Annotated in this window: 26 protein-coding genes and 1 pseudogene; 3 read left to right on the top strand and 24 right to left on the bottom strand. The window is 42.2% G+C overall.

Features of this window, described 5'->3' with window-relative positions; all coding sequences use genetic code 11:
* Nucleotides 1-55: 55 nt before the first annotated feature.
* Nucleotides 56-1,198, top strand: a complete 1,143-nt coding sequence (locus GXO74_12865) for an ATP-binding protein (protein ID NOZ62556.1) — start codon at nt 56-58, stop codon at nt 1,196-1,198.
* 20 nt (nt 1,199-1,218) lie between these two features.
* Here the strand turns inward: GXO74_12865 and GXO74_12860 are convergent, their stop codons facing one another.
* The 7 genes from GXO74_12860 to GXO74_12830 form a co-directional block, all read right to left on the bottom strand.
* The gene (locus tag GXO74_12860) at nt 1,219-1,614 is read right to left on the bottom strand and encodes a DUF302 domain-containing protein (GenBank protein ID NOZ62555.1); all 396 of its coding nucleotides are present in this window, start codon (nt 1,612-1,614) and stop codon (nt 1,219-1,221) included.
* Between the two features lie 197 nt (nt 1,615-1,811).
* Nucleotides 1,812-2,342, bottom strand: a complete 531-nt coding sequence (locus GXO74_12855; protein NOZ62554.1) for a hypothetical protein — start codon at nt 2,340-2,342, stop codon at nt 1,812-1,814.
* Complete coding sequence (locus GXO74_12850) at nt 2,329-2,967, bottom strand: isoprenylcysteine carboxylmethyltransferase family protein (protein NOZ62553.1); 639 nt, start codon at nt 2,965-2,967, stop codon at nt 2,329-2,331. Before GXO74_12850 ends, GXO74_12855 begins: the two co-directional genes overlap by 14 nt.
* On the bottom strand, nt 2,964-3,932 hold the full coding sequence (locus GXO74_12845; GenBank protein NOZ62552.1) for an ArsA family ATPase: 969 nt from the start codon (nt 3,930-3,932) through the stop codon (nt 2,964-2,966). Before GXO74_12845 ends, GXO74_12850 begins: the two co-directional genes overlap by 4 nt.
* The gene (locus GXO74_12840) at nt 3,916-4,203 is read right to left on the bottom strand and encodes a hypothetical protein (GenBank protein NOZ62551.1); all 288 of its coding nucleotides are present in this window, start codon (nt 4,201-4,203) and stop codon (nt 3,916-3,918) included. The genes GXO74_12845 and GXO74_12840 overlap by 17 nt, the downstream gene beginning before the upstream one ends.
* A gap of 32 nt (nt 4,204-4,235) precedes the next feature.
* Complete coding sequence (locus GXO74_12835) at nt 4,236-4,574, bottom strand: P-II family nitrogen regulator (protein NOZ62550.1); 339 nt, start codon at nt 4,572-4,574, stop codon at nt 4,236-4,238.
* 22 nt (nt 4,575-4,596) lie between these two features.
* Complete coding sequence (locus GXO74_12830; protein ID NOZ62549.1) at nt 4,597-7,671, bottom strand: efflux RND transporter permease subunit; 3,075 nt, start codon at nt 7,669-7,671, stop codon at nt 4,597-4,599.
* A gap of 85 nt (nt 7,672-7,756) precedes the next feature.
* On the opposite strand from GXO74_12830, the gene GXO74_12825 reads away from it, so the two are divergent.
* Nucleotides 7,757-7,963, top strand: coding sequence for a hypothetical protein (locus tag GXO74_12825; protein ID NOZ62548.1), 207 nt, complete (start codon nt 7,757-7,759; stop codon nt 7,961-7,963).
* A complete protein-coding gene (locus GXO74_12820; GenBank protein NOZ62547.1) occupies nt 7,963-8,244 on the top strand; it encodes a hypothetical protein in 282 nt (93 codons plus the stop codon). The genes GXO74_12825 and GXO74_12820 overlap by 1 nt, the downstream gene beginning before the upstream one ends.
* Nucleotides 8,245-8,278: 34 nt before the next feature.
* On the opposite strand, the gene GXO74_12815 is transcribed toward GXO74_12820, so the two are convergent.
* The 17 genes and pseudogenes from GXO74_12815 to GXO74_12735 form a co-directional block, all read right to left on the bottom strand.
* Nucleotides 8,279-9,475: an efflux RND transporter periplasmic adaptor subunit gene (locus tag GXO74_12815; protein ID NOZ62546.1), complete on the bottom strand. Its 1,197-nt coding sequence runs from the start codon at nt 9,473-9,475 to the stop codon at nt 8,279-8,281.
* Nucleotides 9,472-10,704, bottom strand: a complete 1,233-nt coding sequence (locus GXO74_12810; GenBank protein ID NOZ62545.1) for a TolC family protein — start codon at nt 10,702-10,704, stop codon at nt 9,472-9,474. The genes GXO74_12815 and GXO74_12810 overlap by 4 nt, the downstream gene beginning before the upstream one ends.
* A gap of 650 nt (nt 10,705-11,354) precedes the next feature.
* Nucleotides 11,355-12,919: pseudogene (locus GXO74_12805) on the bottom strand (glycerol-3-phosphate dehydrogenase/oxidase).
* A gap of 20 nt (nt 12,920-12,939) precedes the next feature.
* The gene (locus tag GXO74_12800) at nt 12,940-13,686 is read right to left on the bottom strand and encodes a glycerophosphodiester phosphodiesterase (GenBank protein NOZ62544.1); all 747 of its coding nucleotides are present in this window, start codon (nt 13,684-13,686) and stop codon (nt 12,940-12,942) included.
* 212 nt (nt 13,687-13,898) lie between these two features.
* Complete coding sequence (gene cadA, locus GXO74_12795) at nt 13,899-16,544, bottom strand: cadmium-translocating P-type ATPase (GenBank protein NOZ62543.1); 2,646 nt, start codon at nt 16,542-16,544, stop codon at nt 13,899-13,901.
* Between the two features lie 134 nt (nt 16,545-16,678).
* A complete protein-coding gene (locus GXO74_12790) occupies nt 16,679-18,046 on the bottom strand; it encodes a hypothetical protein (GenBank protein ID NOZ62542.1) in 1,368 nt (455 codons plus the stop codon).
* A 372-nt stretch (nt 18,047-18,418) separates the two neighbouring features.
* Nucleotides 18,419-19,939 (bottom strand): T9SS type A sorting domain-containing protein, encoded by a 1,521-nt coding sequence (locus tag GXO74_12785; GenBank protein ID NOZ62541.1) that lies wholly within the window; start codon nt 19,937-19,939, stop codon nt 18,419-18,421.
* Nucleotides 19,940-19,977: 38 nt separating this feature from the next.
* The gene (locus tag GXO74_12780) at nt 19,978-20,364 is read right to left on the bottom strand and encodes a DUF302 domain-containing protein (GenBank protein NOZ62540.1); all 387 of its coding nucleotides are present in this window, start codon (nt 20,362-20,364) and stop codon (nt 19,978-19,980) included.
* An 83-nt stretch (nt 20,365-20,447) separates the two neighbouring features.
* A complete protein-coding gene (locus GXO74_12775; GenBank protein NOZ62539.1) occupies nt 20,448-21,197 on the bottom strand; it encodes a hypothetical protein in 750 nt (249 codons plus the stop codon).
* 431 nt (nt 21,198-21,628) lie between these two features.
* Nucleotides 21,629-22,348, bottom strand: a complete 720-nt coding sequence (locus GXO74_12770; protein NOZ62538.1) for a hypothetical protein — start codon at nt 22,346-22,348, stop codon at nt 21,629-21,631.
* Between the two features lie 16 nt (nt 22,349-22,364).
* Complete coding sequence (locus GXO74_12765; protein NOZ62537.1) at nt 22,365-23,321, bottom strand: NAD(P)/FAD-dependent oxidoreductase; 957 nt, start codon at nt 23,319-23,321, stop codon at nt 22,365-22,367.
* 120 nt (nt 23,322-23,441) lie between these two features.
* On the bottom strand, nt 23,442-24,008 hold the full coding sequence (locus tag GXO74_12760; protein NOZ62536.1) for a hypothetical protein: 567 nt from the start codon (nt 24,006-24,008) through the stop codon (nt 23,442-23,444).
* A gap of 154 nt (nt 24,009-24,162) precedes the next feature.
* Entirely contained in the window at nt 24,163-24,309 is a 147-nt protein-coding gene (locus GXO74_12755) for a YHS domain-containing protein (protein ID NOZ62535.1), read from the bottom strand.
* Nucleotides 24,310-24,355: 46 nt separating this feature from the next.
* Nucleotides 24,356-24,595 carry an SHOCT domain-containing protein gene (locus GXO74_12750; protein NOZ62534.1) on the bottom strand — a complete coding sequence of 80 codons (240 nt, stop codon included), beginning with the start codon at nt 24,593-24,595 and terminating at the stop codon, nt 24,356-24,358.
* 375 nt (nt 24,596-24,970) lie between these two features.
* Nucleotides 24,971-25,168 (bottom strand): SHOCT domain-containing protein, encoded by a 198-nt coding sequence (locus GXO74_12745; GenBank protein NOZ62533.1) that lies wholly within the window; start codon nt 25,166-25,168, stop codon nt 24,971-24,973.
* 47 nt (nt 25,169-25,215) lie between these two features.
* Nucleotides 25,216-25,551 carry a P-II family nitrogen regulator gene (locus tag GXO74_12740; GenBank protein ID NOZ62532.1) on the bottom strand — a complete coding sequence of 112 codons (336 nt, stop codon included), beginning with the start codon at nt 25,549-25,551 and terminating at the stop codon, nt 25,216-25,218.
* Nucleotides 25,552-25,567: 16 nt separating this feature from the next.
* Nucleotides 25,568-26,729 (bottom strand): heavy metal translocating P-type ATPase (locus GXO74_12735; protein ID NOZ62531.1); only part of this gene is annotated, 1,162 nt, incomplete at its 5' end.

Raw genomic sequence — 26,729 nt, 5'->3', positions numbered from 1 at the left:
TTTTATGAAATTATACTTTACATTTAGACGTCTAAATGTAAAGTATGGTTTTAAAATGGTTATACGACCCTTCTGGATAAAGCGCATTGAACAAGCATGGCACAAGCGTCCTATCGTCTGGCTTTCAGGCGTGCGACGCGTTGGAAAAACAACGCTTGCGAAAATGTTTAAAAACGCAATTTATCTAAATTGTGATCTCCCATCTGTTGCTCGCCAGCTATCGGATCCTGAATTTTTTTATGCCAATTTAGAGAAAAAAACATTAATCATCTTTGACGAAATCCATCGGTTGGAAAATCCCAGCTTGGTATTAAAAATTGCTGCGGATAACTATCCCCAATTAAAAATATTGGCTACAGGTTCGTCATCATTAGCTGCTACAAAAAAGTTTCGCGATAGTCTCACTGGACGAAAAATCACGATTTATCTGCCTCCAGTGTTATGGGATGAGTGTCGGGACATTTTTGGCATAAAAGATTTTGATCACCGCCTTTTGCACGGCGGTTTGCCAGAACCGTTACTTGCCAATAGTAAAGATGAAACCTTTTTTTCTGAATGGATCGATAGCTTCTATGCTCGCGACATTCAAGAATTATTCGGAATCCGAAATCGTATTGGTTTTATGAAATTGCTGCATCTTTTATTACGTCAAAGCGGTGGAATAATTGATTTTACAAGTCTGGCTAAACTCTCTGATTTAAGCCGTCCTACCGTGAAAGCTCACATAGAAGCTATGACGATTGCGCATGCGATTTATTTGCTTTCCCCTTTCTACGGCGGCAGTCGCCGCGAAATTACCCGGCGACAGAAATGTTATGCTTTTGACACTGGATTTGTCACTTTTAGCAAAGGCTGGGACACAATCAGACCTGAAGATCGCGGTATCCTATGGGAGCAGCTAATACTCGATGCTTTAAGAGTATCTGTCCCCGAATTCAATCTATTTTATTGGCGCGATAAATCGGGACGTGAAATTGATTTTGTAATAAAAGGAACCAGACAGCAAGTGCATACCCTGGAATGCAAAATACGCCCGGACGATTTCACGCCCAAAACATTACTCCATTTTCGCTCTCTTTATCCTGATGGGAAAAATTATGTCATCTGCCCTCACATTGCAACTTCATACAAACGCCGCTATGACAATTTGGTAGTTACTTTTTGCTCGATTAAGGATATCTATTCCATGTTTCAGTGATTCTGCTATATTGCTCTGGATTATAATTTCTCGATCACGCTTTTCAATTTATTCTGGATAGTCTCTGCCACCTCAGCCAATTCCGAATTTTCCACAGCCTTCATCGAAGCAGCGGGATCAATCGCGGCGACGATAGTTTCGTCATTATCGTTGACATAAACAATTACGTTACACGGTAACATCAACCCGATCTGTTCTTCTGCCAGCAAAGATTTATAAGCAAATGGCGGATTGCAGGCGCCCAAAATTTTGTACGGCTTAAAATCAACGTCCAATTTTTTCTTCAGCGTGGCTTTGACATCAATCTCAGTTAAGATACCAAAACCTTCCTTTTTGAGTGCTTCGGTCACTTTTTCGATAGCCTGCTCGTAGCTCAGGTCGATTTTTTTTGTAAAAGCATAATTGGTCTGTTGCATAATGATAGCCTCCTGACATTATTGTTGATAAAGCAAAAAACGTAATAAGGAACAAACGTTCCAATCTCACATTAAGTATAAATTTCAAATAAAAATAACCGGTTATTACCGACTGCAAAAAAAACTTATTAAGGACAGATACTCTAAATTAGATGCAGATTTTGTTGTTTTGCTTCAAATTTTGATACAAATAATTCTTACAAATTACATCCGTGGGGGTCTATTCTTTTATGTCCTCTGCTTCCTGATTTGTTCTGACTTTTCGAATGCCACCAATTTGTCTCTTTATCCCACCAACCATAGCCGCCATTATAAAAATATCGTTTCTGTTTTTTTGTCAAAATTTTAGCAATTTTATCTCGAGTCTCCAGTTGGAGTTTCAAAATTTTTTCTTCGAGATGGAATATCTTTTTCCGAAATGATTTAATTTCTCTGATGTCAATTTCCGATTGCCCGAGATAACGGCCGAACTCAATCTTCAGAATCTGCAATTCTTCTTGTAGCGGTATAATTTTTTTGGAATTTTTATTTCGAATTTTGTTGAGCTCTTTAACTTCTTTTGCCGCCAGAGCATATTTTACAGGCACGTTGCTATTCCACCATTGCGCGCTGGCATTTTTCTGCCACTTGTCAAAAGGACAGCCAGCCTGCGAAAAAACTGACGAAAACAGTGCAATTAGGCTAATTACTGCCAACAAAAATGCTGGCTTGGCTTTATTTCTCACCATCGCTTTCTTCTCCCTTTATTAAAGGGAAATACCTGCCTGTTTTTGTTTTATATTGCAAGTAGGCATTCCCATATTTTTCAGTTAAAAACATTTCCTCCTGTCGGATTTGGAGTCCCAGAAGTAATATGCTCTGGATATACGAAGCAATCATAATAGCATTAGGGACAATAAGAATTAATGAGAATTGAAAACATAAAAGAAACAGAAAATATGGATTCCGCACATATTTGTAGAAACCAGTGGTAATTAAATCATCACTTGATTGATAATCAAGGCCAACCCGCCATGATTCGCCTAAATTTAGCCTAACTGCTGTCATGAGAAATATCGATATTATTCCAAAAATAAACCCAATCCAATGAAACAACGAATTATCAAGGCGTGAGATGTTATGTACCAGCCCCCAAAAATCAAAATCTGCGATCAGGTAAATAAAAATAACAAGGTAATAGATTAGCGTAAAATAAATAGCGTTTCCGAAATAGCGTTGCATTTCATTGGGCGCGTTCCTGCCAATATAAGTATCTGTTTTATCATACTTGCGCCTGAACAACCATCTTAACAAAATGTCTTGAAGAAAATACAATAACGCCAGAGTCAAGAAAAAGATTGCTGGTGTTTTCATTTTTCTTTTTCTCCAATTTCAAAATAAGCCTGCAACATTCGCAGTTCGTCTATACCACAAATGTCACGTTCTATCAATGGAATTTCGGCAAGTATTTTTTTACCAAAAAGTTGGTGAATTTTAATCAAGTATTTTTCTTCCACTTCTCGACGCTGGCGGAGAAACTCATGTTCTGAGTGAGGAGTTATTCTATTAACAATGGCGCCACTCACACCGATGCCATGTTTTTTCAATAATTTTATTGACATTTTCGTTTCCAACAGCGGAAGCCGCTCCGGATTCAATACAAAAACAAAACCCGTTTTATTGCTATCTGTCAATATTTCTCTGGCGTATTCAAATTTCTTTTTTCTCTTTTGCAGTAAAGATAACAGGGAGTCGTTTTGTTTTAGATGTTTGTTCCCATTAATTGCCGCGAACATGTCCTGCACGTGTAGTGTTTTTTTTCGTCTCTGTATTAAACGATCTATCCAGGCACCCAGTATCTCAGGCAGCGAGAATAACCGTAAAGTATGTCCTGTGGGCGCGGTGTCGAAAATAAGCTTTTTGTATTGGCTGTCTTCATCCTCAATCAATTCAATAAATTTGTCAAAAATAGCAGCCTCCTCAGCACCAGGGGAAAGGTATGCAGCTTCGATCTGTCGTTTTATTTCCTCGATCAACACGGGGCTTATCACGTTACCCAGATCAGATTGAACTTTTCGGATATATTTTTTAGCTTCTTTGACCGGGTTTATTTCCAGCGCCTGGAATTGGGGTAAAATATTTCTGATTTTATCGCCAATCTTTTGGGCAAAGATATCGCTCAACGAATGAGCAGGATCAGTGGACACCAGAAGCGTATTATCTCCTTTCTCGGCACAAAGAAGAGCGTAAGCCGCGGCACAAGTTGTTTTGCCCACTCCGCCTTTGCCAGCAAAAAAGATAACGCTCTTGTTTTGCAATATGTCAACAACAGAAGTCATATCTGCCAAACCGTTCAAATACGACTTCGTACCTTCGTCCCATTCGTTGCTCCCATGTTTCTAATTCCGAAGCAAGGTAAGGGAGCAGTTCCAGGGTGTAATAAGAGGTCGGCGTGGGAATCCCTAACAGATCGCCAAAACAGAGCACGAAAAACATATCCTGCAAATCAGCAGCTTCCTGTGCCATGATGCCGGTCGCCTGAGCTTTGAATAAGCCCTGGCAAAATTGATTGAAGTTTTCTTTTAATTGTCGGCTTATTGATTCTTTCATATCTGTTTCCTTTCAAAATTTATTTAATCAGGTTAAATCGCCTTCTCTCCTTCCTCGCCGGTGCGTATACTTTTTGCCCTCAAAACCTCGCTTACAAAAATTTTGCCATCTCCGATACGTCCGGTGTGTGCGTTTTGATGAATACATTCGACAATTTTCTCCACATCTTCTTCGGGACAGACGATTTCTATTTTTACTTTTGGAGTGAATTCTACCACATAATCCTGATAGTGGTGGGGATAGCTTTCATCTTTTTCTCTACCAAAACCTTTCACATCACATACTGACATGCCGTGAATGTGAAGCTGTTTCAGGGCAGTCTCCACTTTGTTGAGCATAAAGGGTTGAATGTAAGCTTTTATTTCTTTCATGGTTTTTTCCTCCGTCTTATGTTTAAAATTCCACCTTTCTCTTTTCAAACCAGCTATAGAGAGTTGGTAACACGAAAAGTGTGAGCAGGGTTGACGAAAACAATCCCCCAATAACAACGGTAGCCAGCGGTCTTTGCACTTCAGAACCAGTACCTGTTGAAAAAAGAAGCGGCATTAGTCCCAGACTGGCAACAAGAGCCGTCATTAGTACCGGGCGCAATCTTAACCTGGCGCCCGTGACTACTGCGTCGTGCAAATCAAGACCTTGCTCTCTTAATTGATTGAAATATGAAACCATCACCACGCCGTTTAATACTGCGACCCCAAACAGCGCGATGAAGCCAACAGAGGCGGGCACACTCATGTACAATCCTGACAGAAATAGTGCCAGAATACCACCGATTATGGCGAAAGGTACATTTAAAATAATCAGGAATGCATTCCGTACCGAATTGAAGGTTGAAAAAAGCATAATAAAAATCAACAGAATTGTTAACGGCACAATTAGCGAGAGTCGTGCCATTGCCCGCTGCTGGTTTTCAAATTGTCCGCCAAAGGTAACATAATAAGCCGGTGGTAAGGTAACTTTTCTTGCTATTTGTTCCCTGACTTCACTTACGAATCCTCCCATATCCCGACCTTCTACGTTGCATTGAATCGATATTCGGCGCTGGCTGTCATCCCGGCTGATCTGTTTGGGGCCCACAATAGGACGAACTTCGGCGACTTGAGACAAGGGAATTCTGCCTCCATCCGGTGTTGAAATCAGAATGTTTTTTATCTTTTCAGCGTTGTCCCGATAAGATTTCTTGTAACGGACAAAGATATCAAAGCGTTTCTGACCCTGGAATACCTGTCCCACCGTAGAGCCGCCGATCGCGGTCTCGACCACCTGCTGCACCTCATCGACGTTCATCCCCAGCCTGGCGATTTTGTCTCGCTTCACTGTAATTTGTATCTGCGGTTTGCCGCTGATTTGCTCTAATTGAACATCAGCCGCGCCGGGGACGCTTGCCACCACAGCTTGAATTTCTGTCCCTTTTTGAGCTAATAGATTCAAGTCATCGCCAAATAGTTTGATGGCTAACTGTGCTTTTACGCCGCTGAGCAATTCATCCACACGCATCTGAATCGGCTGAGTAAAATTAAGCTGCACACCAGGAAATGAACTCAGCTTTTCCCGCATCTTTTCTACCAGCTCTGCTTTATCTTTAACTGTCCATTGGTCTTCCGGTTTCAGAATTACATAAATTTCCGAATTATTGATTGGTTCCGGATCGCCGCCAACTTCTGCCCTGCCAACTCTTGAAATGACATCTACCACTTCCGGAAATTCCAGTAGAAGGGGTTCCATGGCGCGGGATACTTCGCCGGCTTGTTGCAGTGACGTACTCGGCGAAAGGGTAATTCTGATGGCAATTGTGCCTTCATCTAAAATTGGCACAAACTCCGTTCCCAGAAATGGAATAAGCGCCAGACTACCGATCAATAAAATGATTGCAACAATAAGGGTTAGGGTGCGTCGTTTTATCACACGTTCCAGAATAGGAAGGTAGATTGATTGTAAAAAGTTAACGATTATATTTTTTTTCTCCTTTACACCTTTAGAGAAAAAATAGGTGCACAAAACCGGCACCAGTGTTAAAGAAAAAATCAGCGAGCCTAACATGGCGAAACTGATCGTGAACGCCATCGGGCTGAACATTTTCCCTTCCACATCTTGCAGTGTGAACAACGGTAAGAAAACAATGATGATGATGGAAATAGCAAACACGATTGGTCGCCCGACTTCCCTCGCTGCCTGTAAGATTACCGGAACAAGTTTTCCGTCATGGAGGTCGGTATCACCCAGATGCCGGATGATATTTTCCACCATGACAATGGCGCCATCCACCATCATGCCAATTCCGATTGCCAGTCCGCCCAGCGACATCAGGTTGGCAGACATACCGATGTAATTCATCAAAATAAAAGCAGTTAATGCCGATAACGGCAGGGTAAGGGTTACGATAAAAGCGCTGCGTATATTTCCCAAAAACAGCAACAACACAATAACCACTAAAATTCCGCCCTCCAGCAGCGCATCTTTCACCGTATCGGTCGCCTTTTTAACCAGATCTGCCTGATCGTAATAGGGAACAACTTTGACGCCCTCTGGCAGTGAAGCGTTGATCTGTTCTACTTTTTTCTTCACATTGTCGATGACCTCTGATGTATTTTCACCCAACAATTTCAAGACGATCCCAGATACTACTTCTCCCTTGTTATTCATGGAAACAAGCCCGCGGCGGATTTCTGGACCAAAGGTAACTTTTGCAATATCACGAATGTAAACCGGAATTTCATTTCTGCGTACTACTTTTATATTTTCGATATCCTTCAAGGTTGACACCCAGCCCAATCCGCGAATGAGATATTCCTCAGAATGACGAACAATAAAATTTCCGCCGACGTTGCGGTTGTTTGCTTTTACCACATTCAGCACTTCATCGAGGGTGATGTTGTATTTTTGCATCAGCACCGGATCAAGTTGAATCTGATACTGTTTTTCCTCCCCGCCAAAGCTCAATATTTCAGTAACACCAGGAACTGTACGCAGTTGAAACTTTACAATCCAGTCCTGAAATTCTCTTAATTCCATCAGCGAATAGCCTTCGCCCTGCAAATAATATTGGTAAACCTGTCCCAAGCCGGAGGTGATAGGCCCCAATTCCGGATCACCAAGTCCATCAGGTATCTCCCCCTTTGCCGATTCCAGGCGCTCAAAAACCAATTGCCGGGCGAAATAAATATCCACGTTGTCTTTAAAATAAACCGAAACGACTGATAAGCCAAAGGTTGAAATAGATTTTACTTCACGGATATCAGGTAATCCGTTCATTGCTACTTCGATGGGATAGGTGATTAATTGTTCAACTTCTTCCGGCGCCAGACCGGTTGCTTCAGTAAATACCTGAACCAGAACCGGTGAAACATCAGGAAAGGCATCTATCGGCAATTTTTGTAATGAGATGACACCGCCAGCAACAATCAATACAGTAAAAATCAAAATTAACAATCTTTGACGAGCAGCAAATTCGATAATCTTATTGATCATGTTTGACTCCCCATGAATTTTAATATAGTGCTTGCAATTTTAAATTATATTTATTAGATTAAACAAAAATATAATGAGGTGAACTATGAGTAATAAACTCACTGCTGATATTTCTGAAACTAAATCAGGCAAAATTCGCATTGAAATTGACAAAAAAAACTTCGAACGTTTCTGTAATGCTTGTGGATTATTTAAAAAAGAATTTCTTGAATTATTGGGACAATCTGAACAGGATCATCAACAAGGGCATACAACGGAACGAGAATCACTTTTTGAACTGATTAAAGAATAATGCGAATTTTTACAACGAAAACCTTCGATAAGCTTTTTCAGAAGCTTGATAATAAAATTCAGAAGAAAGCTGCTGAAAAAACCGAACTATTTAAAGAAAACCCATTTAACCCAACTCTGAGAACTGAAAAGCTTTATCCTAAAGGACATGATGTTTGGAGTTTTAGGATAGATTATAACCACAGAATTGTTTTTAAGTTTATAGAAAAGGATGTCGCCGAATTTCGATTTATTGGACATCATAATAAAATATATGACTACCGTATTTTCTTCAATCAATAGCTTTCTCAATGAAGAAGGAATACAAGCCTTGTTGTCAATGTCCATGACCCTCGCCAAAAGATTCTTTTTCCATTTCCGATTTTACAAAAAAAGCATTCCGAACCACAATGGCTTCCCCACTGTCAAGTCCCTGTTTGACCTGAATTAAGCTGTTTGATCGATCTCCAATAACTATGTTTCGTTTCAGGTATTTGTTCGGTTTAATTGCTACAAAAACAAAATAATCAGTACCGTCAAATTGTACGGCCTCATCAGGTACTGCAATAATTGTATCTGGTGAGCCGTAATGAAACTCTATTGTAGTAAACATATTAGGAATTAATTCGGTCTTGCCCTGATTGATTTTTACAAAGACTGTAAATGTTCGAGATTGGGGATCCAATTCTTTGTTAATTTTGATTACCTGGCCCGAGAACTTTTCATCAGGTAGAGCAGTAGCAGTGATAGTTGCTTCCTGTCCTATTTTTAAATTTGCATAGTCCTTTTCGTAAACCTCTGCCTCCACCCAGATGCGAGTATTATCGATCACTTTCATGACATCCGTTTCCGGTTGAATCATTTGTCCCAGTTCGATATTACGCTCGGTTACGTAACCGTTGATTGGGCTTTTAACAGTAAGTATTCCCCGTCTATGTTCGTCGCCGTTAAACATTGTTTTCACATCTTCCTCGCTGAAACCAATTAAGCGCAGTTTACGGTTCGCAGCGGCTTTCAATTCTGCCTCAGCTCTTTCAAAACTTGCCTTAGCGTCGATTAAATCTTTTTCTGCCTTGATATCCTGGGCACGTAATTTTTTAATTCGCTCATAGTTAGCCTTTTGCGCGCCATATTCCGCATTAGCGCGCATATAGTCTGCCGTAATATTAGCAATTTCCAGGCTTTCAAGCTCAAATAATGGCTGCCCTTTTTTCACATAGTCACCAATTTGAACATAAATTTTACGCAGCCGGCCGGGTACCAGACTATTCAGATGAGCAACGAAATCAGGATTGACTACTACTTTGCCCTGAGCAGTAAACGACTGACGGATAGTCGTCCGCTGCGGAGTTCCCACTTCTATTCCTACTTCTCTGGCGATCTCTGCTGATAGGACAATCTCATCATTATGTTCATTGCTATTATGTTCCACTTCCGTTCGCTTATCGTCTTCTCCCCCACAACCGAAAATAAAAAGCCCCAACATCAACAATGTAATTCGATTGAATTTAAATGTCAAGAATGTACGTTTCATAATTCTACTCCTACCAGTTTTTCCAAATGAGCAATTTCGATTTGATAATTTCTTAATGATTGTAAATAACCTGCCCGTGTTTGAATCAATGTTTGCTGTGCATCAATAAATTGCAAGTAGCCGATTTCTCCTACACGATAGCTTTCCTGGGCGATGCGAAAAACTTCTTCTGCTTCACTCAATAAATTTGTTTGGTACAGGGTTACCTCGTTGGTAGCCTTTTCTAAATTCGCCGTTGCCTGGTCGAATTTTCTCTGTAAACGCAGCTCCTCCGAGATTAGCATTTGGTCTGCTATTTCCAGTTGCGCTTTGGCGTACTGAACGCGTCCTTTCTGTCCCATAAACCACAAGGGCAAAGACAAACTAATCTCTCCGCCTTTGTAATCGGTTTTGTCGATTTCCTGGTTAAAGTACGAAAAGGAAATCTGCGGCAGGAAACCAGCATAAGCCAAACGTTTGGCATTTAAAGATGATATTTTGGAACTTTGCGCCGCCCGGATTGCCGGGTGATCTGGTAAAAATCTTTTTAATTCTTTATATGAAATGATTTTAATCTTATCAGGAATTGAATCCGATAAAACAATTTTTTTCAAATCATTGTTTTTCAGGCCTAAAACCTCACGCAAAACAGACTCCGCAACATCCAGATCTTTTTGCACCCCAATCAGGCGTCTCTGCGCTTCGCTAAGATTAACCTTTGCCTTGAGCATGGCCAAACGGTCGCTATCGCCCAACTCATAGCTTTGTTTTGCCCTGTCGAAAAAATCCTGCGAAAGCTTAAGATTTTGCCGGGAAAGTTCCACCAAACCTTGCTGCATTAACATGGTGAAATAGGCATCTTTGACCTGAAAGCTAAGTTCCCTTTCAAATTCCTGTAAGTTGAAATATTTCTGCTGAATTTCAGCGCGCAATAATTTGTGGCGAAAAATGTAATTGGTGGGAAAATCCAATGACTGAGAGAAAACCAACCTTTTCTCTCCGTAACTGGTGTAAGATTTGTTTTTTGGAATTTCTTCTACTTCAATACCTATTTCCGGGTTTTCAGGTGTCATCTCAGCCCAGTATATTCCCTTCTGATAATCTATATTTTTGCGCTTCATTTGATAGAAGGGATTGTTTTGCAGTGCAATTTTCTTTGCTTCCTCCAACGAGAGACTGAACGTCTCCTGGGCATAAGCTGAGGATAACTGAGAAATCAGTAATAAAACAATCATAAATAATTTGTTCATACAAGTTCTCCATAAAATTCAATTTCCATTTAACGACGGATCGGCGTTAAAAATTGAACCAGTTTTGTGGATTTTATTTATTCAAATTTAATGGGATTAACCAAAATCACTCATTTTGGGGAAAATGAATGAGGTAAATCAGATGTGAAAAATTTAGATTAAATGAGTAAGGTATTGAGAAATGACAATCTGGAAGCGTTGTTCAGAAAGCGGGCAGATGGGGTGATGAGCACAAAATATGATAAGTTTTCAGGGGAAAATAAGCGGAACCCAGCCGCTAATGAAAGCGGATGGAGATTGATAATTTTAAACAATTTAATAATAAGGGGGGCGTGCATAGTTGAATTGGCGATAAGGTCGCAAAAATCGTGGTCTTCGTGATGCCCCTTTTGCTCATTCGCTATGCCTAATTCCGAGTGAATAAAAATTGTTGCTAAACTTAATAGCAAAAACACACTCACAAGAGTCACTATTTTATGTTTTGAATTTTTCATAGTATTGCTAAAATTTCAATGACATCCTTTTTCTGGCACAAAAAATTAATCAATAACTCGCTTTTTTTCTTCGATGCTTATACGCTTGAAAAGTTTCGATGTTCAGTTATGTCCTGTAGTTTTTTGTTCACGGCAGACAATTTGAATCTGCCCGACTTATTTTACGACATAATTTTTTGCTAACACGGTGAAATCAGCGACCTGCTGTTTCTGCCATTTTCGGTTTTTTCCGAGGGACTTTGCCATAATTGCTGCCACTTCAGGCGCTAATTCAATGCTTTTTTGGGCATCTAACAACAGCAAACGCGTTCTGCGGGAAAGCACGTCTTCCACTGTTCTCGCCATTTCAGACTGCGCTGCGTAAACGACTTCTGCGACGTAAATTACCGGGTCTTCACATAATTTTTTGCCGAGCTTCGGTTTATCTTCGATCATTTTTTGGATTTGCAACGCGTCAGAACCGTAATGCGCCAGATCACCAAACTTTTCGCTGTAATGGTAATAGCCGTGAATATTCAAACTTTCGCTCACAGAAGGTCTTGGCGTGAAACCGGCGATAAGAGCAGCCTGATCAACAGTATCCTGCGCTGCGCCATTTTTCTGTAAGTCGTCCATTTCCCGCCGGCGATAGTTACCAGACCGGAACGAGAGATGCTGATTGTGTGTTCCCGCGAAAGGCTGGCAGTATTTGATTCGTCTTCTTCAGCAACAAGGGGCCTGATCCCGGTGAAAACGCTGAGAATATCTTCTTTCTTCGGATCGCGGGAAAGGTACGGAGAAATCTGATTCAGTAAAAATTCAATCTCGTCTTCCCGCGGACGAGGTTCCAGTTCCACATTTTCGATTTTCGTGTCCGTCGTTCCCAGCAGCACGCGGTTGTTCCAGGGGATGGCAAAGATCACGCGGCCGTCCGAAGTGTGCGGCACCATAATGGCGCTGTCTCCGGCCAGAAAATCCCGATCGAGCACAATGTGCGTCCCCTGACTGGGTTGAATAATGGGACGGCATGTCGGGTCATCCATTTTCCTGATGCCGTCGCTGAAGGGACCGCAAGCATTCACAACCACTTTTGCCCGAATTTTGTACTCTTTTCCTTTTTCATCATCTCGGGCAATAACGCCGCTGATTAGACTATTTTTTTTGTGCAGAGAAATGACTGGCATGTAATTTACCACTGTCGCGCCCTGTTCTTCGGCAGTCTGCAAAATATTTATCACCAATCTGGCATCGTCAAATTGACCGTCGTGATAGATGACGCCGCCGTCGAGTCCTTTGGTTTCGATATTCGGAATCGTTTCGATGGTTTTTTCGCGTGACAAAAATTTTGACTTACCAAAACCGGCTCTGCCTGCTAACAGATCGTAGAGCTTCAAACCGATGCCATAAAAGGGACCTTCCCACCAATCATAATTAGGAACGATGAAAGACAAATTGTGCACGAGATGCGGCGCGTTTTTTGCCAAAATTCCCCGCTCTTTCAGCGCTTCCAGAACCAGGGAAATATTTCCCTGCTGCAAATAACGCACGCCGCCGTGAACCAATTTGGTGCTGCGACTGGAAGTGCCCTTGCCGAAATCGTTCTGTTCCAGAAGCAGCGTCTTGTACCCGCGCGATGCCGCTTCCAGCGCAACGCCGGCGCCGGTAGCGCCGCCGCCGATGACGACGAAATCCCATTCTCCGGAAAAATCCTCAATTTTCTCAATCATTTCGGCTCGGTTCATGCTCTGCTCCTTTTTGCATTTCAGACAGATAAATTTAATTGTTCCCGCAGCCACGCAGGTCGATTGGAGATTATTCCATCGATTCCGATTTTGGCCAATCTCTTCGCTTCGGCAGGCTCGTCGACAACCCAGACGAAAATCTTTTTGCCCTGGCCATGAATTTCTTCTATCAAACTGCTTTTTAGGGGCGGCTTTACGGAAATATCGACACCGTCCAAATTATTTGCCAGAATAATTGAAAGTAATTCCTTGGTGTGAATCAGCGGGATGATTGTCTGCTCAAAATTCAGGCACACTATATGGGTCGAAAATGTTTTTTTTAAGGAAGCAGCGACGAAAGGATCAAATGCCAAAAAATTCACTTGCTCCGGCAAGAGCGAGGAGGCATTGACTATTTCCGCGAGGGGGGGGATCATTTTTTCGCCGCCTTTCACCTCGATGAAAATTTGCCCGTGCGGCGGAATTGTGGCTAGCACATCGGAAAGCAAAGCAATTTTTTCGCCGGCCCATTTTTCCCCTTTTGACTTGCCGATATCTAATTTCACCAAATCCGAATAGAGACTGTCGGCAATTTTTTTGTGCGTGCCGGCCAGACGCTTTGTATCGGCGTCGTGAAAGACGACTATTTTTTTGTCGCGCGTCATCTGCACGTCAATTTCCACGGCTTCGACGCCCGATTGCCAGGCCAGATTAATGGAAGCGAGCGTATTTTCCGGCGCCAAGTAACTTGCGCCACGGTGTCCGATAATAAGAGGGAGAGCCAACATCTTTTCCTTCAGAAGTTTATCCCAATTCTTTTTTTGACGGGATTTACTGAAAAGTCAGGATTCCATTTCGATTTTTTGTTGCAAATTCGGGTGACCCAATTATGAAACAATTTTAATTTAAGGATAATTGGAATCAAAAACAAGAAATTTTTGAGATTTGCAAAAGAGGTTTGACTTTGTCGAGTGCTAAAAAACAGTTTAAATTGTGAAAATTACAATTTCACCCTCCGCAATCTCAGTGCATTCGTCACCACCGTCACGCTGCTTGCCGCCATGGCAGCCGCGGCAATTATCGGGCTCAACAAAATTCCCAAAACCGGATAAAGCGTTCCCGCAGCGATTGGAATTCCCAGGGAATTGTAAATGAAAGAACCGAACAAATTTTGTTTGATATTGCGCATGGTGGCTCTGCTCAACTTGATCGCTTTGACGACATCGTGCAGGCTGCTTTTCATCAAAGTAATGTCCCCGGACTCGATGGCAACGTCTGTGCCTGAGCCCATGGCAATGCCAATATCTGCCTGCGCCAGCGCCGGGGCGTCATTTATTCCATCGCCGACCATCGCGACTATTTTTCCTTCTTCTTGCAAAGATTTTACATAATTGGCTTTATCGCCAGGCATCACTTCGGCAAAATAGCGGTCAATGTCCATTTGTTGCGCAATTGCGGCAGCAGTTTTTTCGTTATCGCCGGTGAGCATGACCACTTCCAGACCCAATTCGTGGAGTTTTTGAATTGCTTCCTTCGAGTCGCTTTTTACTACATCGGCAATGGCAATGATGCCAACTATTTTGTCAGCAAATGCGACTAAAATGGCAGTCTTGCCGGTTTGCGAAAACGCATTCATTGCTTCGCTATATTTCTCTGGCGATAAGCCCTGCTCGCGCATCAGTTTTTCGTTCCCCAGCAAAATTTTTGATCCGTTGATTTCAGCAACAACGCCCATGCCGGGGATGGCGTTGAAATTTTTAGTCTCTGCTAATTTTAGTTCCTTCGCTTTTGCGGCCTTGACAATCGCTTCCGCCAACGCGTGCTCGGAATTGGTTTCCACCGATGCCGCCAGCGCTAAAACTTCATCTTTGTCCAATTGATCTGTTTTAATAATATCCGTCACCCTGGGATTTCCTTCGGTAATCGTTCCGGTTTTGTCCAGCACGACGATGCGGGTTTTGTGGGCAATTTCCAGAGCTTCGGCGTTTTTAATGAGAATACCATTTTCTGCGCCTTTCCCGGTTCCCACCATTATTGAAGTCGGAGTCGCTAACCCTAATGCACACGGGCAGGCGATAATGAGAACGGTGACAAAAGTAACAAGTGCGTAAGTCAAGGAAGGCGCGGGACCCCAAATGAGCCAGATAAAAAATGCCAGCGTGGCAAGTGCAATGACTACCGGAACGAAAATTCCGGCGATCACATCTGCTAACCGCTGAATCGGAGCCTTGGAACCCTGGGCTTCCTGAACCAATTTAATAATTTGCGACAACAGAGTGTCTTTGCCCACTTTGGTCGCTTTCATTTTGAAGGCACCGGTTTTGTTGATGGTTGCGCCAATCACTTCGTCGCCGATATTTTTATGAACCGGCATCGATTCGCCGGTAATCATAGACTCGTCCACAGAAGACCTGCCTTCCAAAATCACGCCATCCACAGGGATTTTTTCTCCCGGACGGACAAAAATAATGTCGCCGGAGATGACCTGTTCGATAGGTAAGTCGATTTCTTTGCCATCACGAATGACCCGCGCCGTTTTTGCTTGCAGCCCGATTAATTTTCTTATTGCTTCTGATGTCTGCCCTTTGGCTCTGGCTTCTAAAAACCTTCCCACTAAAATCAACGTAATGATTACCGCCGTGGTGTCAAAATAGACGTGCCGCATGTTTTCCGGCAAAAATGAAGGCACAAATGTCGCTACCATTGAGTAGAGAAATGCTGCCCCAGTGCCCATGGCAATTAAAGTATTCATGTCGGCGGATTTGTGCTTCAATGCTTTCCACGCAGACACGTAAAACTGGGATCCGGAGAAAAGCAAAACAGGCGTTGTTAATAAAAACAACATCAAAAAACGCCATTGTTCAGGAATTGATTTTGCAAAAGGAAACAAATCAGTTATTGACAGAATCAAAATTATTACTGAAAAAACGGCACTGAAAGTCATTTTTCGAAAAAGAGTTTTCAGATGGCGCTCGCGCTCTTTTTGCTCTCTGTCCTGCTGATCAGCATCGATTTGAGTAATTTCAGCGTCATAGCCAACTGCCTGAACAGCTTTGATCAAATCCGTCGGCGAAACAGAGTCAGGAATAAATTTCACATCTGCTTTTTCAGTGCTGATATTGGCGTTTGCCGCCAAAACACCAGGCACGCGCTGCAACCCTTTCTCGACTTTTGACACGCACGAGGCGCAGTGCATTCCTTTGATCGATAAAGTTATGCTGTCCTCGGCAACTTCGTAGCCAGCAGAACGAATTGTTTCCGCAAGTTTTGTCGCATCCACCTTTGAGGCATCAAAGGTCACACTGGCTTTTTGGCTGGCAAAGTTCACCGACGCGCCGGCGACGCCATCCGCGTGTTTGAGCGCTTTCTCGATGGTCACAGCGCACGAAGCGCAACTCATTCCCGATACCGGCAAATCAATTTTTTTGACCACGGCTTCCGGCAGATCGCTTTTGTCCGGCTTAACTATTATTTGAGGCAGCGCCTCGACCGATTCAGAAGTGCGGAGATATTTTGCCGGGTCCTGGTCGAATTTCTGTTTGCAGTTTAGATTGCAAAAATAGTAAATTTCGCCCTGAAACTCGCTTTTCCCTGCCGCAGCAGAATCTTCGATGGTCATGTTGCAAACTACATCTTTGACTTTCATGATAATGTGCCTTATTTAAAAATATCACTGTGTTTTCAAGTAATTTCAGCGAACAGATGAAATCCGTCCGTCAGACTCCACCAACATTTTGGATACTCATTTTTCATAAAAGATTCACTGAAAATTTCTCTATTTCAAAGTCCATATTCTGAAAGAGTTACTTTATCCGCATATTTTGAAGATGCGTATTCAACTATGCTTTCTTCAGTTGAATACAGCGCCAATTGATCTTCGATCATTCCCAGCCAATTTAGTTCTCGATCAGGAATATTCAATTTGTTATCTTCCATGCCTTTGCGGATTAATTCACAGGATCGAATTCCCGCCAATCTCGTTCTTTCAAAATCGGTATCGCCACTGACGATGGCTTTGGCGATTTCGAATGAAACTTGCGGTGAAATAATGAATGCATGCACGGACTGATAGATGTCGCTGTCTACAAGCAACTTCAGAAACTCTTTTTCAACACCAGTCTCCAGCGCTTTATTCATCAAACGGCAGTCGTAAGCTAATATTTCGGAAAAAACTTCCGGCGCAAATCCGGAAAGAAGTTTCACATTTTGAACCGATTCATTGCTCCACAAATCGCACACTGCCGCCGCAATATTCCCGACGTGGCTGAAATGCGCGCAAGCAGCAGATTTTCCTTCCATGGAAATGGGGAAGCCGGTAATTGCCTTAATCACAGGCCCTTCGTAAGCGCAATCTTTGGACGGGCCAACCGCGCCTTCCTCGAATGCAACCAAAGAACGGACGGCTGTCATGGCGCGCACGACTGCTGCTAATACGCCCGGAAGATAATTTTTGTCAGCCAAAACCATGGCTGTGTTGGCAAATCCACACGCGGTATCACCGGCAGGGACGACATTAAATTCCTTGGAAATTTCTACAATATTTTTCCAGAGAAAATGCATGTCTCGCGGCGCCAAAACTCCGAGTGCAAATAAAATTCCCGGAATGTCTCCTTCCATTAGCGCTGAATCGTTGATTTCTTTTCCGCCAATCGATTCAATTGAAAGCATGTCCGCGCCGAGTCTGGCGTTTTCCTTGAAAGAATCCAGCACAATTTGTACGGATTTACCGTGGCGAATTTGCGGCGGCCTTTCCTGCTCGCGAATGTCACAGATTGTCGATCGCAGCGCTGATTTCAAGCCATGATTTTCGTAGTATTCTTTCATAATTTTTTTTGTCTGTTCTGTAACGCGCGCGCCAATTTCGATATGTGTCGTCATTTGCGGCGCATGTTCAAATTCCAGAATGACGCCGGGAACCTGCAAAGTAACCATTCGGGACAAAACGCCTTGCACAATCGTTTCATATTCTTGCAAAATTCGGCCTTCTTTTTCCGGAGAAACCTCCATCGGAGGCACAGTGTAATTGACCTCAGGCAGAACAGTTCCGTCGCCGATGGTAATGCCAAAACCACATTTTACAGGATGCAAAGATTTTCCGAACATCATCTGCTCGTGAGATTCATAAACTAATTTGTTCCACATTCGCATTCTCAATCCTTTCAGCTTAATTAAGTCCTTGTAGTGCGTTTTTTTAAATTATTTTGTTCAACAGTTGAAATTTTATTTCGTGTCTTAACTTGAAGACAAGGGCTAAAAAGAAATTGAAACAGATTCCCTTTTTTTACTTGAATTGAATGCGAATGTTCCTGATAAAATATAGAAAAATTATGGTTTAAAATATAGAACAGTGACTATTTGAAAAATAAATTATAATATTTCATACTTAAACGATTGTATGTGTGATTTTTGGTGTTTTTTGCCAGCAAACACCGCTAAAATGCTTGCTGGCAAACGACATTCAGTTCATTTTGGTTGATTTTTGAGATAGTTTCTCTCTTTTGTCATTTTTTGAAATGAAAATTATTTTATCAGATTTAATTTGACTGTTTGCTTGCGATTATTAACCTGCAACTGGGCGAAATAAATTCCTGAAGGAACAGGGTTTGAGAACTCATCTTTTCCGTCCCATTTTACTTCGTGAGAACCAGAGATTAAATTCTGAGCGACGAGTGTTCTTATCTTTTGTCCCAGCAGGTTGTAAATCGACAACTGAACAAAATTCTGTTCCGGAATATTAAATTTAATCGTTGTCTCCGGATTGAAGGGATTGGGATAATTCTGGTGCAATGTAAAATTCTCCGGTGCTGTCGTCGGATTATCCAGCATCACATCAGTCAAAGTGACGTCTCCGAAAATCGCGTAATAGTTGAACATCTCATCGTTCTGAAAAAGAATCTCATTGTTTTCTCGATCGAGCGAATAGTTGTTCACTTCTCGCCACTGGGAAGAACTATCGTCCCAATATTTCAGGTGTAACTGATTTTCCGACAAATTCATTTGCGTCAACTGATCATCTTCGTAATGAAAATGAAAAGTAGTGGGTTGATTGAAACGCATGCCATTCGCTCCGCCCATCATGCCTCCGCCGCTCATCATTGACTGACCTGAAGGATCGTACATATTCATGTAATAACCGGCAAAAATTGTTGAATCCGGAAAACCGGGTAAATTTTCTGGATGAATTTCTTCAAATTGGCAATAGACAGAATCCGGGAAAAAACCGCCGCCCATCATCATTCCCATCATTGAACCGGGAGGATGAGCCATCCAATCGAGACTATCCGTGGGGCTGAAAACATAGCCGGTGTCGCTTCCGCCGCGAAAGAGCCAGTTTCCGCTCCACGGAGGCGGACCTGTGGGATTGCGCCACTCGGTGCCGTTAATTTCAAATACCATGAGAGAGGGAATATCCATCATCATCTCATCGTGCAAAGCGCCGGTAACAGTGATATTTTCGTTATTCCCCGGCAGCAAATCTTTATTTTGGTCGATATACCAGGGCGGACCCAAATTTAGCTTAAAATCAGGGTATTGATCGTTATCGGTATCCAGAAAATAATGGTAATAAAAATAGGTACTGTCAACTAACAGCACGCCCGTGACAGTCGTGTCATCGTGAGTGTCACCCCAAAAATGGTCTCCGTCCCAGCCGTGCATGCCGCCTTCGATTGGCTCTCGCCATTCTAACCCGTTGATTTCGTAAACAATTATCACGTTAAAATTGTTTTCAAATCCCTGGAGCGCCCCCAAAATGGTAACTTGTTCGCCATTTGCAGGGCGTTGTGCGCCGGAAGATGGCTGGTACCAGTAAGGGCCAAAAGAAAGCATGTAATCAGCGACGTCGTCGTTGTCAACGTCCAGGTAATACATTGGCATAAAAAAGTTGGAATCGACAATCGCTGTTCCGGTTACAGTAACTGTTTCCAGAGAATCAGGCCACATGCCGTGATGTCCGCCGCCTTGGCCGTGTCCGTGCCCCTGGGCGAAAACCGGGAGGGCAGCGATTCCCATCATAATCAATAGTAAGAATAATTTTTTCATTTTAAAATTCCTTTCAACTTTTCTTGGAATAGAAAAGGTTAAATATTATTGATAACTGTTTTCAATTTTTGTTGTATTTTATTGGCGATTTCATTGAGTTTCGGGTTGTCGATTGCCTGCATGGAACTCACAGGATCCACAGCAGTGACTTCTGTTTTTCCGCCGTCAGCTTCTTGAACGATTACGTTGCAAGGCAACATCGTACCAATCATGTTTTCACTTTTTAAAGCTTCATAAGCAAAAGGCGGATTGCAAGCGCCAAGAATCTGGTATTTTTTGAAATCCACGTCTAATTTTTTCTTCAGAGTCGCTTTGACATCGATTTCTGTCAGAATGCCAAAACCTTCTTTTTTCAATTCTTCTGTGACTTTGTCAATAGCGTCCTCAAAAGAAAGATCGATTTGTTTTGAAAAGTAATAACTCATTTTGTGCTCCTTAAAGATTTTAAAAATTGAAAAGTGCTGAACGACGGAAATTGTTCAACACTTTTCATTTGAAAAATGTTTTGTTATTTCATCATGTTGTGTTTCATCGTGCACGTGCCCATACCGCTATCATTTCTCAATTCTTTCAACTTGTTAAGCTGGTCCTGTCTCAAAAAAGAGCGGCTTTTTTCAATCGTCTTCAACATTTCAACGCGCAAGTCAGATTGCAAAGATTCAATTTTTGAAATTTGAGATTTGATTTTTTTGCTGTCAAATTTTTCATTACCCAACAGTTCATTCAATTCAATCTTTGCGACTTTGATGTCGGCGTTCTTCTTGACGGCAAATTTTTTGAAATTGGTTTTTAAAGCATCGAATTGGGCTTTTTGAGAAGCAGAAAGTTCAAGTTTGTCGCTGACTTTTAACAAGTATCCCGGGCAACCGGCGGTGTGGAGTGTCATCATAACGGGATCATTCATTCCCATCTCGTTCATGCCAGAGCCCATTTTTCCCTGCATCATGGCTTTTCCCATGTGGCCTTGCATCATGCCTTTGCCCATCTGCCCCTGCATCATCATTTTGCCGCCCATTTTTCCTTTACCCATCATTTTTTTGCCCATCATGTCGCATTTTTTTGCACTGTCAGCCATCATGCGGCGTGGATGAGAATTCTCTTGCGTCATCTTTTCCTGCATTGACATCATCATCTGAGGTGATTTGCCAACCTTAAGAGTGTCGCTTTTTTGGGCCCCATGAGTGTGCTGTGCAATTGCCAATCCGCTGACTAACGTCAAACTCAAGCCCATTACCAGAGTTAATAGTAATTTTCTCATTTTAATTTCTCCTGTTTAAATGAGTACAACATTTTTAATTGTACTTTTCTATTGTCAAAAGTTATGCCATGAATTTTTAACGCGTATTAACTATTTGATTATCATAAAGTTAAAAACAATAGAAGAAGGTAGTTTCTCTGGCCAATAAATTATTTTTGTAGATTATTCTACAATCTGTTAGACTATTATACAAAAAGTCAACACGCTGGAAAGGGAAAATGCGGATTGTTGCGGTGGATAGAAGCAGCCGATTTATCATGGAAATGAATGGAGAGCAATTGTGAAGTGCGTGCGCAAGTTGGCCGGGAAAAGTCAATTTGATTTTTGGGGAAAAATAAAATTGGCAGGGTAATCTAAAATACGACGCATTGAAAATACAATGTAAAATTTAATAAGAGCACTGGCACTCAGTGCGGTAAATTTTCGATAATTTAACGTTGTTGCTGTAAAGACTGGAGGCTCTTTTCCAGCAAAAGATCAGCGAAGTCGTCGTCATCGGAAATGTGATCTATTTCTTCCTCAAATTTATCAGTGAGGCAATTAGCGCAGTGTTCCATTGTTGCCTTGCCTGATTTATTTCTGAAAGATGTGAGGCAAATATTAATAATTTCGATGTCAGAGAGGGAAGGGTTCATTTGAATCACAGTTTTCAGACCAGTCAGTCCGTAGCGCGTGTTGCAAAAAATATTTTTGTCATGAGCACGTCCCATCATTCCGATCGCCAGATTTATCCAAACGTAACGACGATCCGATGCCAGATTTTTCAGCAAACTATCTATGAACGCCATTCGGACTTGAATCGGATTTTTTGTGTCGATATTCCAGTCTTCATCTTTATTTTTTATTTTCACCCGTAATAAATCCTTCCCGACAAAGTTAATAATGAGCCGGGAATTCTGAATTTGATTCATCAGCGGCTGGGAAAAATTTTTCCAATTTGAAAGTGGTTGATCGCCAACTTTGATTATTTTGAGAGATTCTGCCGGGGCAATATCATCTTCCGGAAGGAATTGTTTTTTCTTTTCTGTTAAGTTAAATAATATGACCTGAAATCCATTCGCCAGGTAAAGCGATAATAATTTTTTCGCGAATTTTGTGCGAGGGAATAAAAATAAAACTTGCCGTATTTGAGAAGATTTACCCTGTCTCATAATTTACCTACGAATGTTAATTTGATAATGATTTTAAATAAATTCCCAGACTATTTACCGAGGTGGCAGCCTCGCCAATGGCAGTAACGATAAGACGCACTTTTCCGGGATAACTCACAACGTCGCCGCAGGCAAAAACGCCGGGGGTCGTTGTTTGCATTTCCGAATTTACCAAAACCTGCCTGCCTTTCAAGTCCAAGTTTAAGCTTTTCAAAAAATCGATACGCGGTTTCAGACCGATGTTGATCAACATTTTGTCTGAAATAAAGTCTTTCTGATGGGTTCCGTCAGTAGATTGCGCGCTAATTTTCAATTTCCCGTCAGAAGATTTTTCCACTTGTGTGACGTGCCAGCCGCGCAGAAGTTCGATTTTTTTCTTTTCAAGTTCCTCTACAGTGGCGGGTTCGGCTTGAAATTTGTCAGATTTATGAATGACAGTAACGTGGCATTGACTTTCCAGCAGCAGCAAAGCATTGTCCAGCGCGCTGTTACCGCCCCCAACGATGAGAACTTTTTGATTGGCCCATTGTTCCAGATTTTTGAGAGTATAAAAAATCATTTTGTCCTGAAGCTCGGTTTCGCCGGGAACTTCCAATTTTCGTGGTTCAAGCAATCCCATGCCGCATGTTAAGATAATGGCTTTTGATTCTAATTCCAGATTTGTCGACTTTGCCAAAAAGCGGCCATTTTTTAATGAAACAAGTTGGCTAACAGGTTCTTGCTCCCAAACGGTGATGCCCTTCTCCTTTACTTGATGCAGCATATAATTTGCCAACTTCCCGGCTTTAATGTTCGCGTATCCCGGATAGTTGTACACAGGTTTATGCGGATAGAGATTTTTTAGCTGTCCCCCTGCTTCTAAACCTTCCACAAGCGCGACGTTGAAATTTTTATCGTGCGCAAAAATAGAAGCAGTAAGTCCGGCAGGTCCGGCGCCGATTATTAAGACATCAAAAAGATTCTGATTTTTCATGGCCATAATTTTTGACTTGAATTTCAAAAGTAGAAAGATATGAGACCGAATCGATAATATTATTATGGTAAATCATCACGATATCCGAATTGATTCTGTCACAGCCGATTTACCGGTTCCTTAACGATATTCACTTTCCGCCGTCTTTGCCCAGACGATAGCCCCGGATTTCGTTTCGATTAATGTCAAACTCACAGAGAGCAGATTATTATTCAGACTAACGTAGCCGTCGATAAATCCTTCAACGCTGATTAATCGGCCTATTTCGACGGCGCTTTTTTCATCGATCGTGCCAGAAAGCGATAAATTATGTTCTTTGAGCAGCTCGTTGAGCCTTTCCCTGGCAATGACCTTAAATTTCGTTTGATTGACTAATTTGGCAGTAAGTTTTTGACGAATCATTTCTACGTCGATGCCGGCGGTTTTTGACTTGATTTGCCAAACAGCAATATTAGAGATGCTCAGTTGTCTCTGATTTAAATCCGCAACCATTTGCCGCAGTAAATCGTCAACGACATCCCCTTTATTCACTTCTTTAATTCGATCCGGTCGGCCGGAGTGGTTAGAATTTATGATCGCCCTACCTGCCCGGGCTCCCATCATCATACAGCCATTAAATATAACAAGTATTGAAAAAAAAGCAAGCAAAATAATTTTTCGAAAATAATGATTTTTCGCTATTGCCATAATTTGAAACTCCGTATAATCATCTGTGAATTAAAATAGCAGAAGACGCAAAGCAAAATTTTCTGTAAACATTACTTTGCGCCCCTGTTTTGAGAATTACAATCCGTTTTTTGCGCTCACCGTGCTGAACAATCAATCAGAAAAAGTAAGAAACTCACTTCCCTGTATATTTTTCCGGCTCTTCTTCAAATTGTTGTTTACAGGATTGACAGCAAAAATAATAGGTCGTGCCCTTGAAAACAGACACTGCCGGCGCTGCATTTTCATCAACCTGCATACCACAGACCGGGTCTTTTGCCATTTTGCTCACCTCCTTCAGGAAGTTTGTCACCATGTTTGCTAATTTGTTATTGGCTTAAATCGCGCATTTTCTCTTCAAATTCCTTTTTGTCAATTTCGCCCTGGGCATACCGCTTTTTCAATATGTCAATTGCTGAAGAATTGTTAGCGGGTCCAAAGGGGGATTGCCGATTTTGATTGGTGAAGGTACGAATTCCCCAAATGATTACGAGAATTATTCCTCCAAAAAATAATATTTGGAAAACCATACCTCCCCATCCCCAACCCATTCCAAATCCGTGCATCATTTTTTTCTCCTTTATGTTAAATGATCACAATTCAGTTTTGCCTCTGTTATAGCAATTAGCGTTCCCAAAATCAAACAGGTAGTGTATCTTCAATATTATCAAATGTTAACAACGTAACTTTTTTAAGTTTCAATTTAAAATTTTTAGTGAAATTGCAGAATATTCTACAACCCATTGTGCATTATTCTTAAAAAGAGTAACAATTAGTGCGATTCATAAGAAGCGCGCCGGTTCTTTTGATCCTCTTAAAAAATCAAAAAAATGCCGCTATGATTCCTGGTTTTTCTTCATTGATCATAGCGGCAGTTGGCTTAATTTATGTTTCATCTCAATCTATCTGATTCGTTATCTGGATTCATTAACTTAACGGGCATATTAGACGAGAGCAGTTTTTCGCTCGTCGAATTCCTCTTTGCTTATTTCACCTTTGGCGTATCTATTTCGCAGGATCGACAGCGCGTCTTCTGATTGCCGCGATGAATTCTGCTGCCTTTGTTCGACTGTATTTTTGAAAAACCAGCCCGCGCCGACAATAAGAAGTATCCAGAATAGAAACATTCCTCCGAACATCATGTAAATCACCTCCTCGAATAATGCGAATTTTGGTTTTTGAAAATAATTTATCCCAGATCGCCAACCGCGCCGGTCCTGATTTTGACCGCAATCTCCACCGGAGTGACAAAGATTAGCCCGTCACCTTTGGAGCCGGTGTAAGCCTTCTCCCTGATGATTTCCACAAATTTGTGCGCTTCTTCGTCCTTTGCCACTATTTCCAGTTTGGTAATGGCAAAAAAGTGACGCATTGTCTGGGGCGAACGAGAAAAGTAATTTGCGTCAAAGCCGTATCCCACGGGATGAACCTCCACGACAGTGATTCCTGGCGCTCCGGCTTCCTCAAGGGCATAAACCACTTGTTCTACTTTATCTGTTTTGATATAAGCTTTGATCTCTTTCATTTCATTCTCCAATTAATTATAATTTCGTTTTTCGCAACAGCAGCGCATTGGCGACAACGATAATCGAGCTAATGGCCATGACAAGCGCTCCCCATTCCGGTCGAAGAATAATACCTACGGGTTGAAGAACTCCTGCTGCCATCGGGATGGCGACAGCGTTGTAGCCAGTCGCCCAGATCAAGTTCTGTTTCATCTTGCTCATCGTGGCGCGGCTCAGAATAATTAATTTGGCAATGTCACGCGGATCATTTTTCACCAACACAACTTTCGCCGATTCAACCGCGACATCGGTTCCCGCGCCGATGGCGATTCCGACATCCGACTGCACCAGAGCCGGCGCGTCATTTATGCCGTCTCCGACCATGGCTACTTTCAGTCCTTTAGCTTGCAGTTCTTTGATTTTTTCAGATTTATCGCCAGGCAAAACTTCGGCAAAAAATGTGTCCAGTTGCAGCTCTTCCGCGACATATTTCGCCACGCGTCGGTTGTCGCCGGTGAGCATGGCTACCTGTACACCTGCCGCTTTCAGGGCTTTCACAGCTTCACGAGATTCATCGCGGATCATGTCTGCCAGCGCAATTGCACCCTTGAGCTTTTTCTCGTCAGCGACAAAGATGACAGTTTTTCCCTGTTCCGCCAATTTATTGATGGACTCGGGCGGCTCTCCCTGCGCCAGATTTTTTTCTCTGATCAGCGTCCAATTCCCGACAAAGAGCACTTTGTTGTTAATTTTCCCACTGGCTCCCTTTCCGGGAATGGCTGCAAAAGAATTGGTTTTTTCGAATTTTATCTTTCGGTTTTGCGCTTCATTGACAATTCCTCTGGCAATAACGTGCTCGGAATTGATTTCCAGAGCGGCAGCCTTGCCCAAAATTTCGTCTCCGCTCCAATCATCCAGCGCAATAATATCTGTCACGCCAAATTCCCCTTTGGTGAGCGTTCCTGTCTTATCAAATACAACGATATTCAACAAACGCGCTCTCTCCGTGGCCTCGGCATTTTTGATAAGCATGCCATTTTTCGCAGCCAGCGTAGTCGAAATTGTTGTCACCGTTGGAATCGCCAATCCCAGCGCATGGGGACAGGCAATAACGATAACGGTTATCGCTAACGTGAGCGCGAAAACTGTGGGTTGGTTCATTATTATTCCCCAAAAAATAAATGTACCAACTCCCACT

The organism is Calditrichota bacterium (assembly GCA_013152715.1).
Classification (GTDB): Bacteria; Zhuqueibacterota; Zhuqueibacteria; order Thermofontimicrobiales; family Thermofontimicrobiaceae; genus 4484-87.
This window is presented reverse-complemented; position numbering and strand designations above follow the sequence as displayed.

Bases quoted from the DNA above. Each gene is read 5' to 3' on its own strand.
- GXO74_12865 (NOZ62556.1), top strand. From the start codon at position 56: ATGGTTATACGACCCTTCTGGATAAAGCGCATTGAACAAGCATGGCAC.
- GXO74_12860 (NOZ62555.1), bottom strand. From the start codon at position 1,614: ATGCAACAGACCAATTATGCTTTTACAAAAAAAATCGACCTGAGCTAC.
- GXO74_12855 (NOZ62554.1), bottom strand. From the start codon at position 2,342: ATGGTGAGAAATAAAGCCAAGCCAGCATTTTTGTTGGCAGTAATTAGC.
- GXO74_12850 (NOZ62553.1), bottom strand. From the start codon at position 2,967: ATGAAAACACCAGCAATCTTTTTCTTGACTCTGGCGTTATTGTATTTT.
- GXO74_12845 (NOZ62552.1), bottom strand. From the start codon at position 3,932: ATGACTTCTGTTGTTGACATATTGCAAAACAAGAGCGTTATCTTTTTT.
- GXO74_12840 (NOZ62551.1), bottom strand. From the start codon at position 4,203: ATGAAAGAATCAATAAGCCGACAATTAAAAGAAAACTTCAATCAATTT.
- GXO74_12835 (NOZ62550.1), bottom strand. From the start codon at position 4,574: ATGAAAGAAATAAAAGCTTACATTCAACCCTTTATGCTCAACAAAGTG.
- GXO74_12830 (NOZ62549.1), bottom strand. From the start codon at position 7,671: ATGATCAATAAGATTATCGAATTTGCTGCTCGTCAAAGATTGTTAATT.
- GXO74_12825 (NOZ62548.1), top strand. From the start codon at position 7,757: ATGAGTAATAAACTCACTGCTGATATTTCTGAAACTAAATCAGGCAAA.
- GXO74_12820 (NOZ62547.1), top strand. From the start codon at position 7,963: ATGCGAATTTTTACAACGAAAACCTTCGATAAGCTTTTTCAGAAGCTT.
- GXO74_12815 (NOZ62546.1), bottom strand. From the start codon at position 9,475: ATGAAACGTACATTCTTGACATTTAAATTCAATCGAATTACATTGTTG.
- GXO74_12810 (NOZ62545.1), bottom strand. From the start codon at position 10,704: ATGAACAAATTATTTATGATTGTTTTATTACTGATTTCTCAGTTATCC.
- GXO74_12800 (NOZ62544.1), bottom strand. From the start codon at position 13,686: ATGTTGGCTCTCCCTCTTATTATCGGACACCGTGGCGCAAGTTACTTG.
- cadA (NOZ62543.1), bottom strand. From the start codon at position 16,544: ATGAAAGTCAAAGATGTAGTTTGCAACATGACCATCGAAGATTCTGCT.
- GXO74_12790 (NOZ62542.1), bottom strand. From the start codon at position 18,046: ATGCGAATGTGGAACAAATTAGTTTATGAATCTCACGAGCAGATGATG.
- GXO74_12785 (NOZ62541.1), bottom strand. From the start codon at position 19,939: ATGAAAAAATTATTCTTACTATTGATTATGATGGGAATCGCTGCCCTC.
- GXO74_12780 (NOZ62540.1), bottom strand. From the start codon at position 20,364: ATGAGTTATTACTTTTCAAAACAAATCGATCTTTCTTTTGAGGACGCT.
- GXO74_12775 (NOZ62539.1), bottom strand. From the start codon at position 21,197: ATGAGAAAATTACTATTAACTCTGGTAATGGGCTTGAGTTTGACGTTA.
- GXO74_12770 (NOZ62538.1), bottom strand. From the start codon at position 22,348: ATGAGACAGGGTAAATCTTCTCAAATACGGCAAGTTTTATTTTTATTC.
- GXO74_12765 (NOZ62537.1), bottom strand. From the start codon at position 23,321: ATGAAAAATCAGAATCTTTTTGATGTCTTAATAATCGGCGCCGGACCT.
- GXO74_12760 (NOZ62536.1), bottom strand. From the start codon at position 24,008: ATGGCAATAGCGAAAAATCATTATTTTCGAAAAATTATTTTGCTTGCT.
- GXO74_12755 (NOZ62535.1), bottom strand. From the start codon at position 24,309: ATGGCAAAAGACCCGGTCTGTGGTATGCAGGTTGATGAAAATGCAGCG.
- GXO74_12750 (NOZ62534.1), bottom strand. From the start codon at position 24,595: ATGATGCACGGATTTGGAATGGGTTGGGGATGGGGAGGTATGGTTTTC.
- GXO74_12745 (NOZ62533.1), bottom strand. From the start codon at position 25,168: ATGATGTTCGGAGGAATGTTTCTATTCTGGATACTTCTTATTGTCGGC.
- GXO74_12740 (NOZ62532.1), bottom strand. From the start codon at position 25,551: ATGAAAGAGATCAAAGCTTATATCAAAACAGATAAAGTAGAACAAGTG.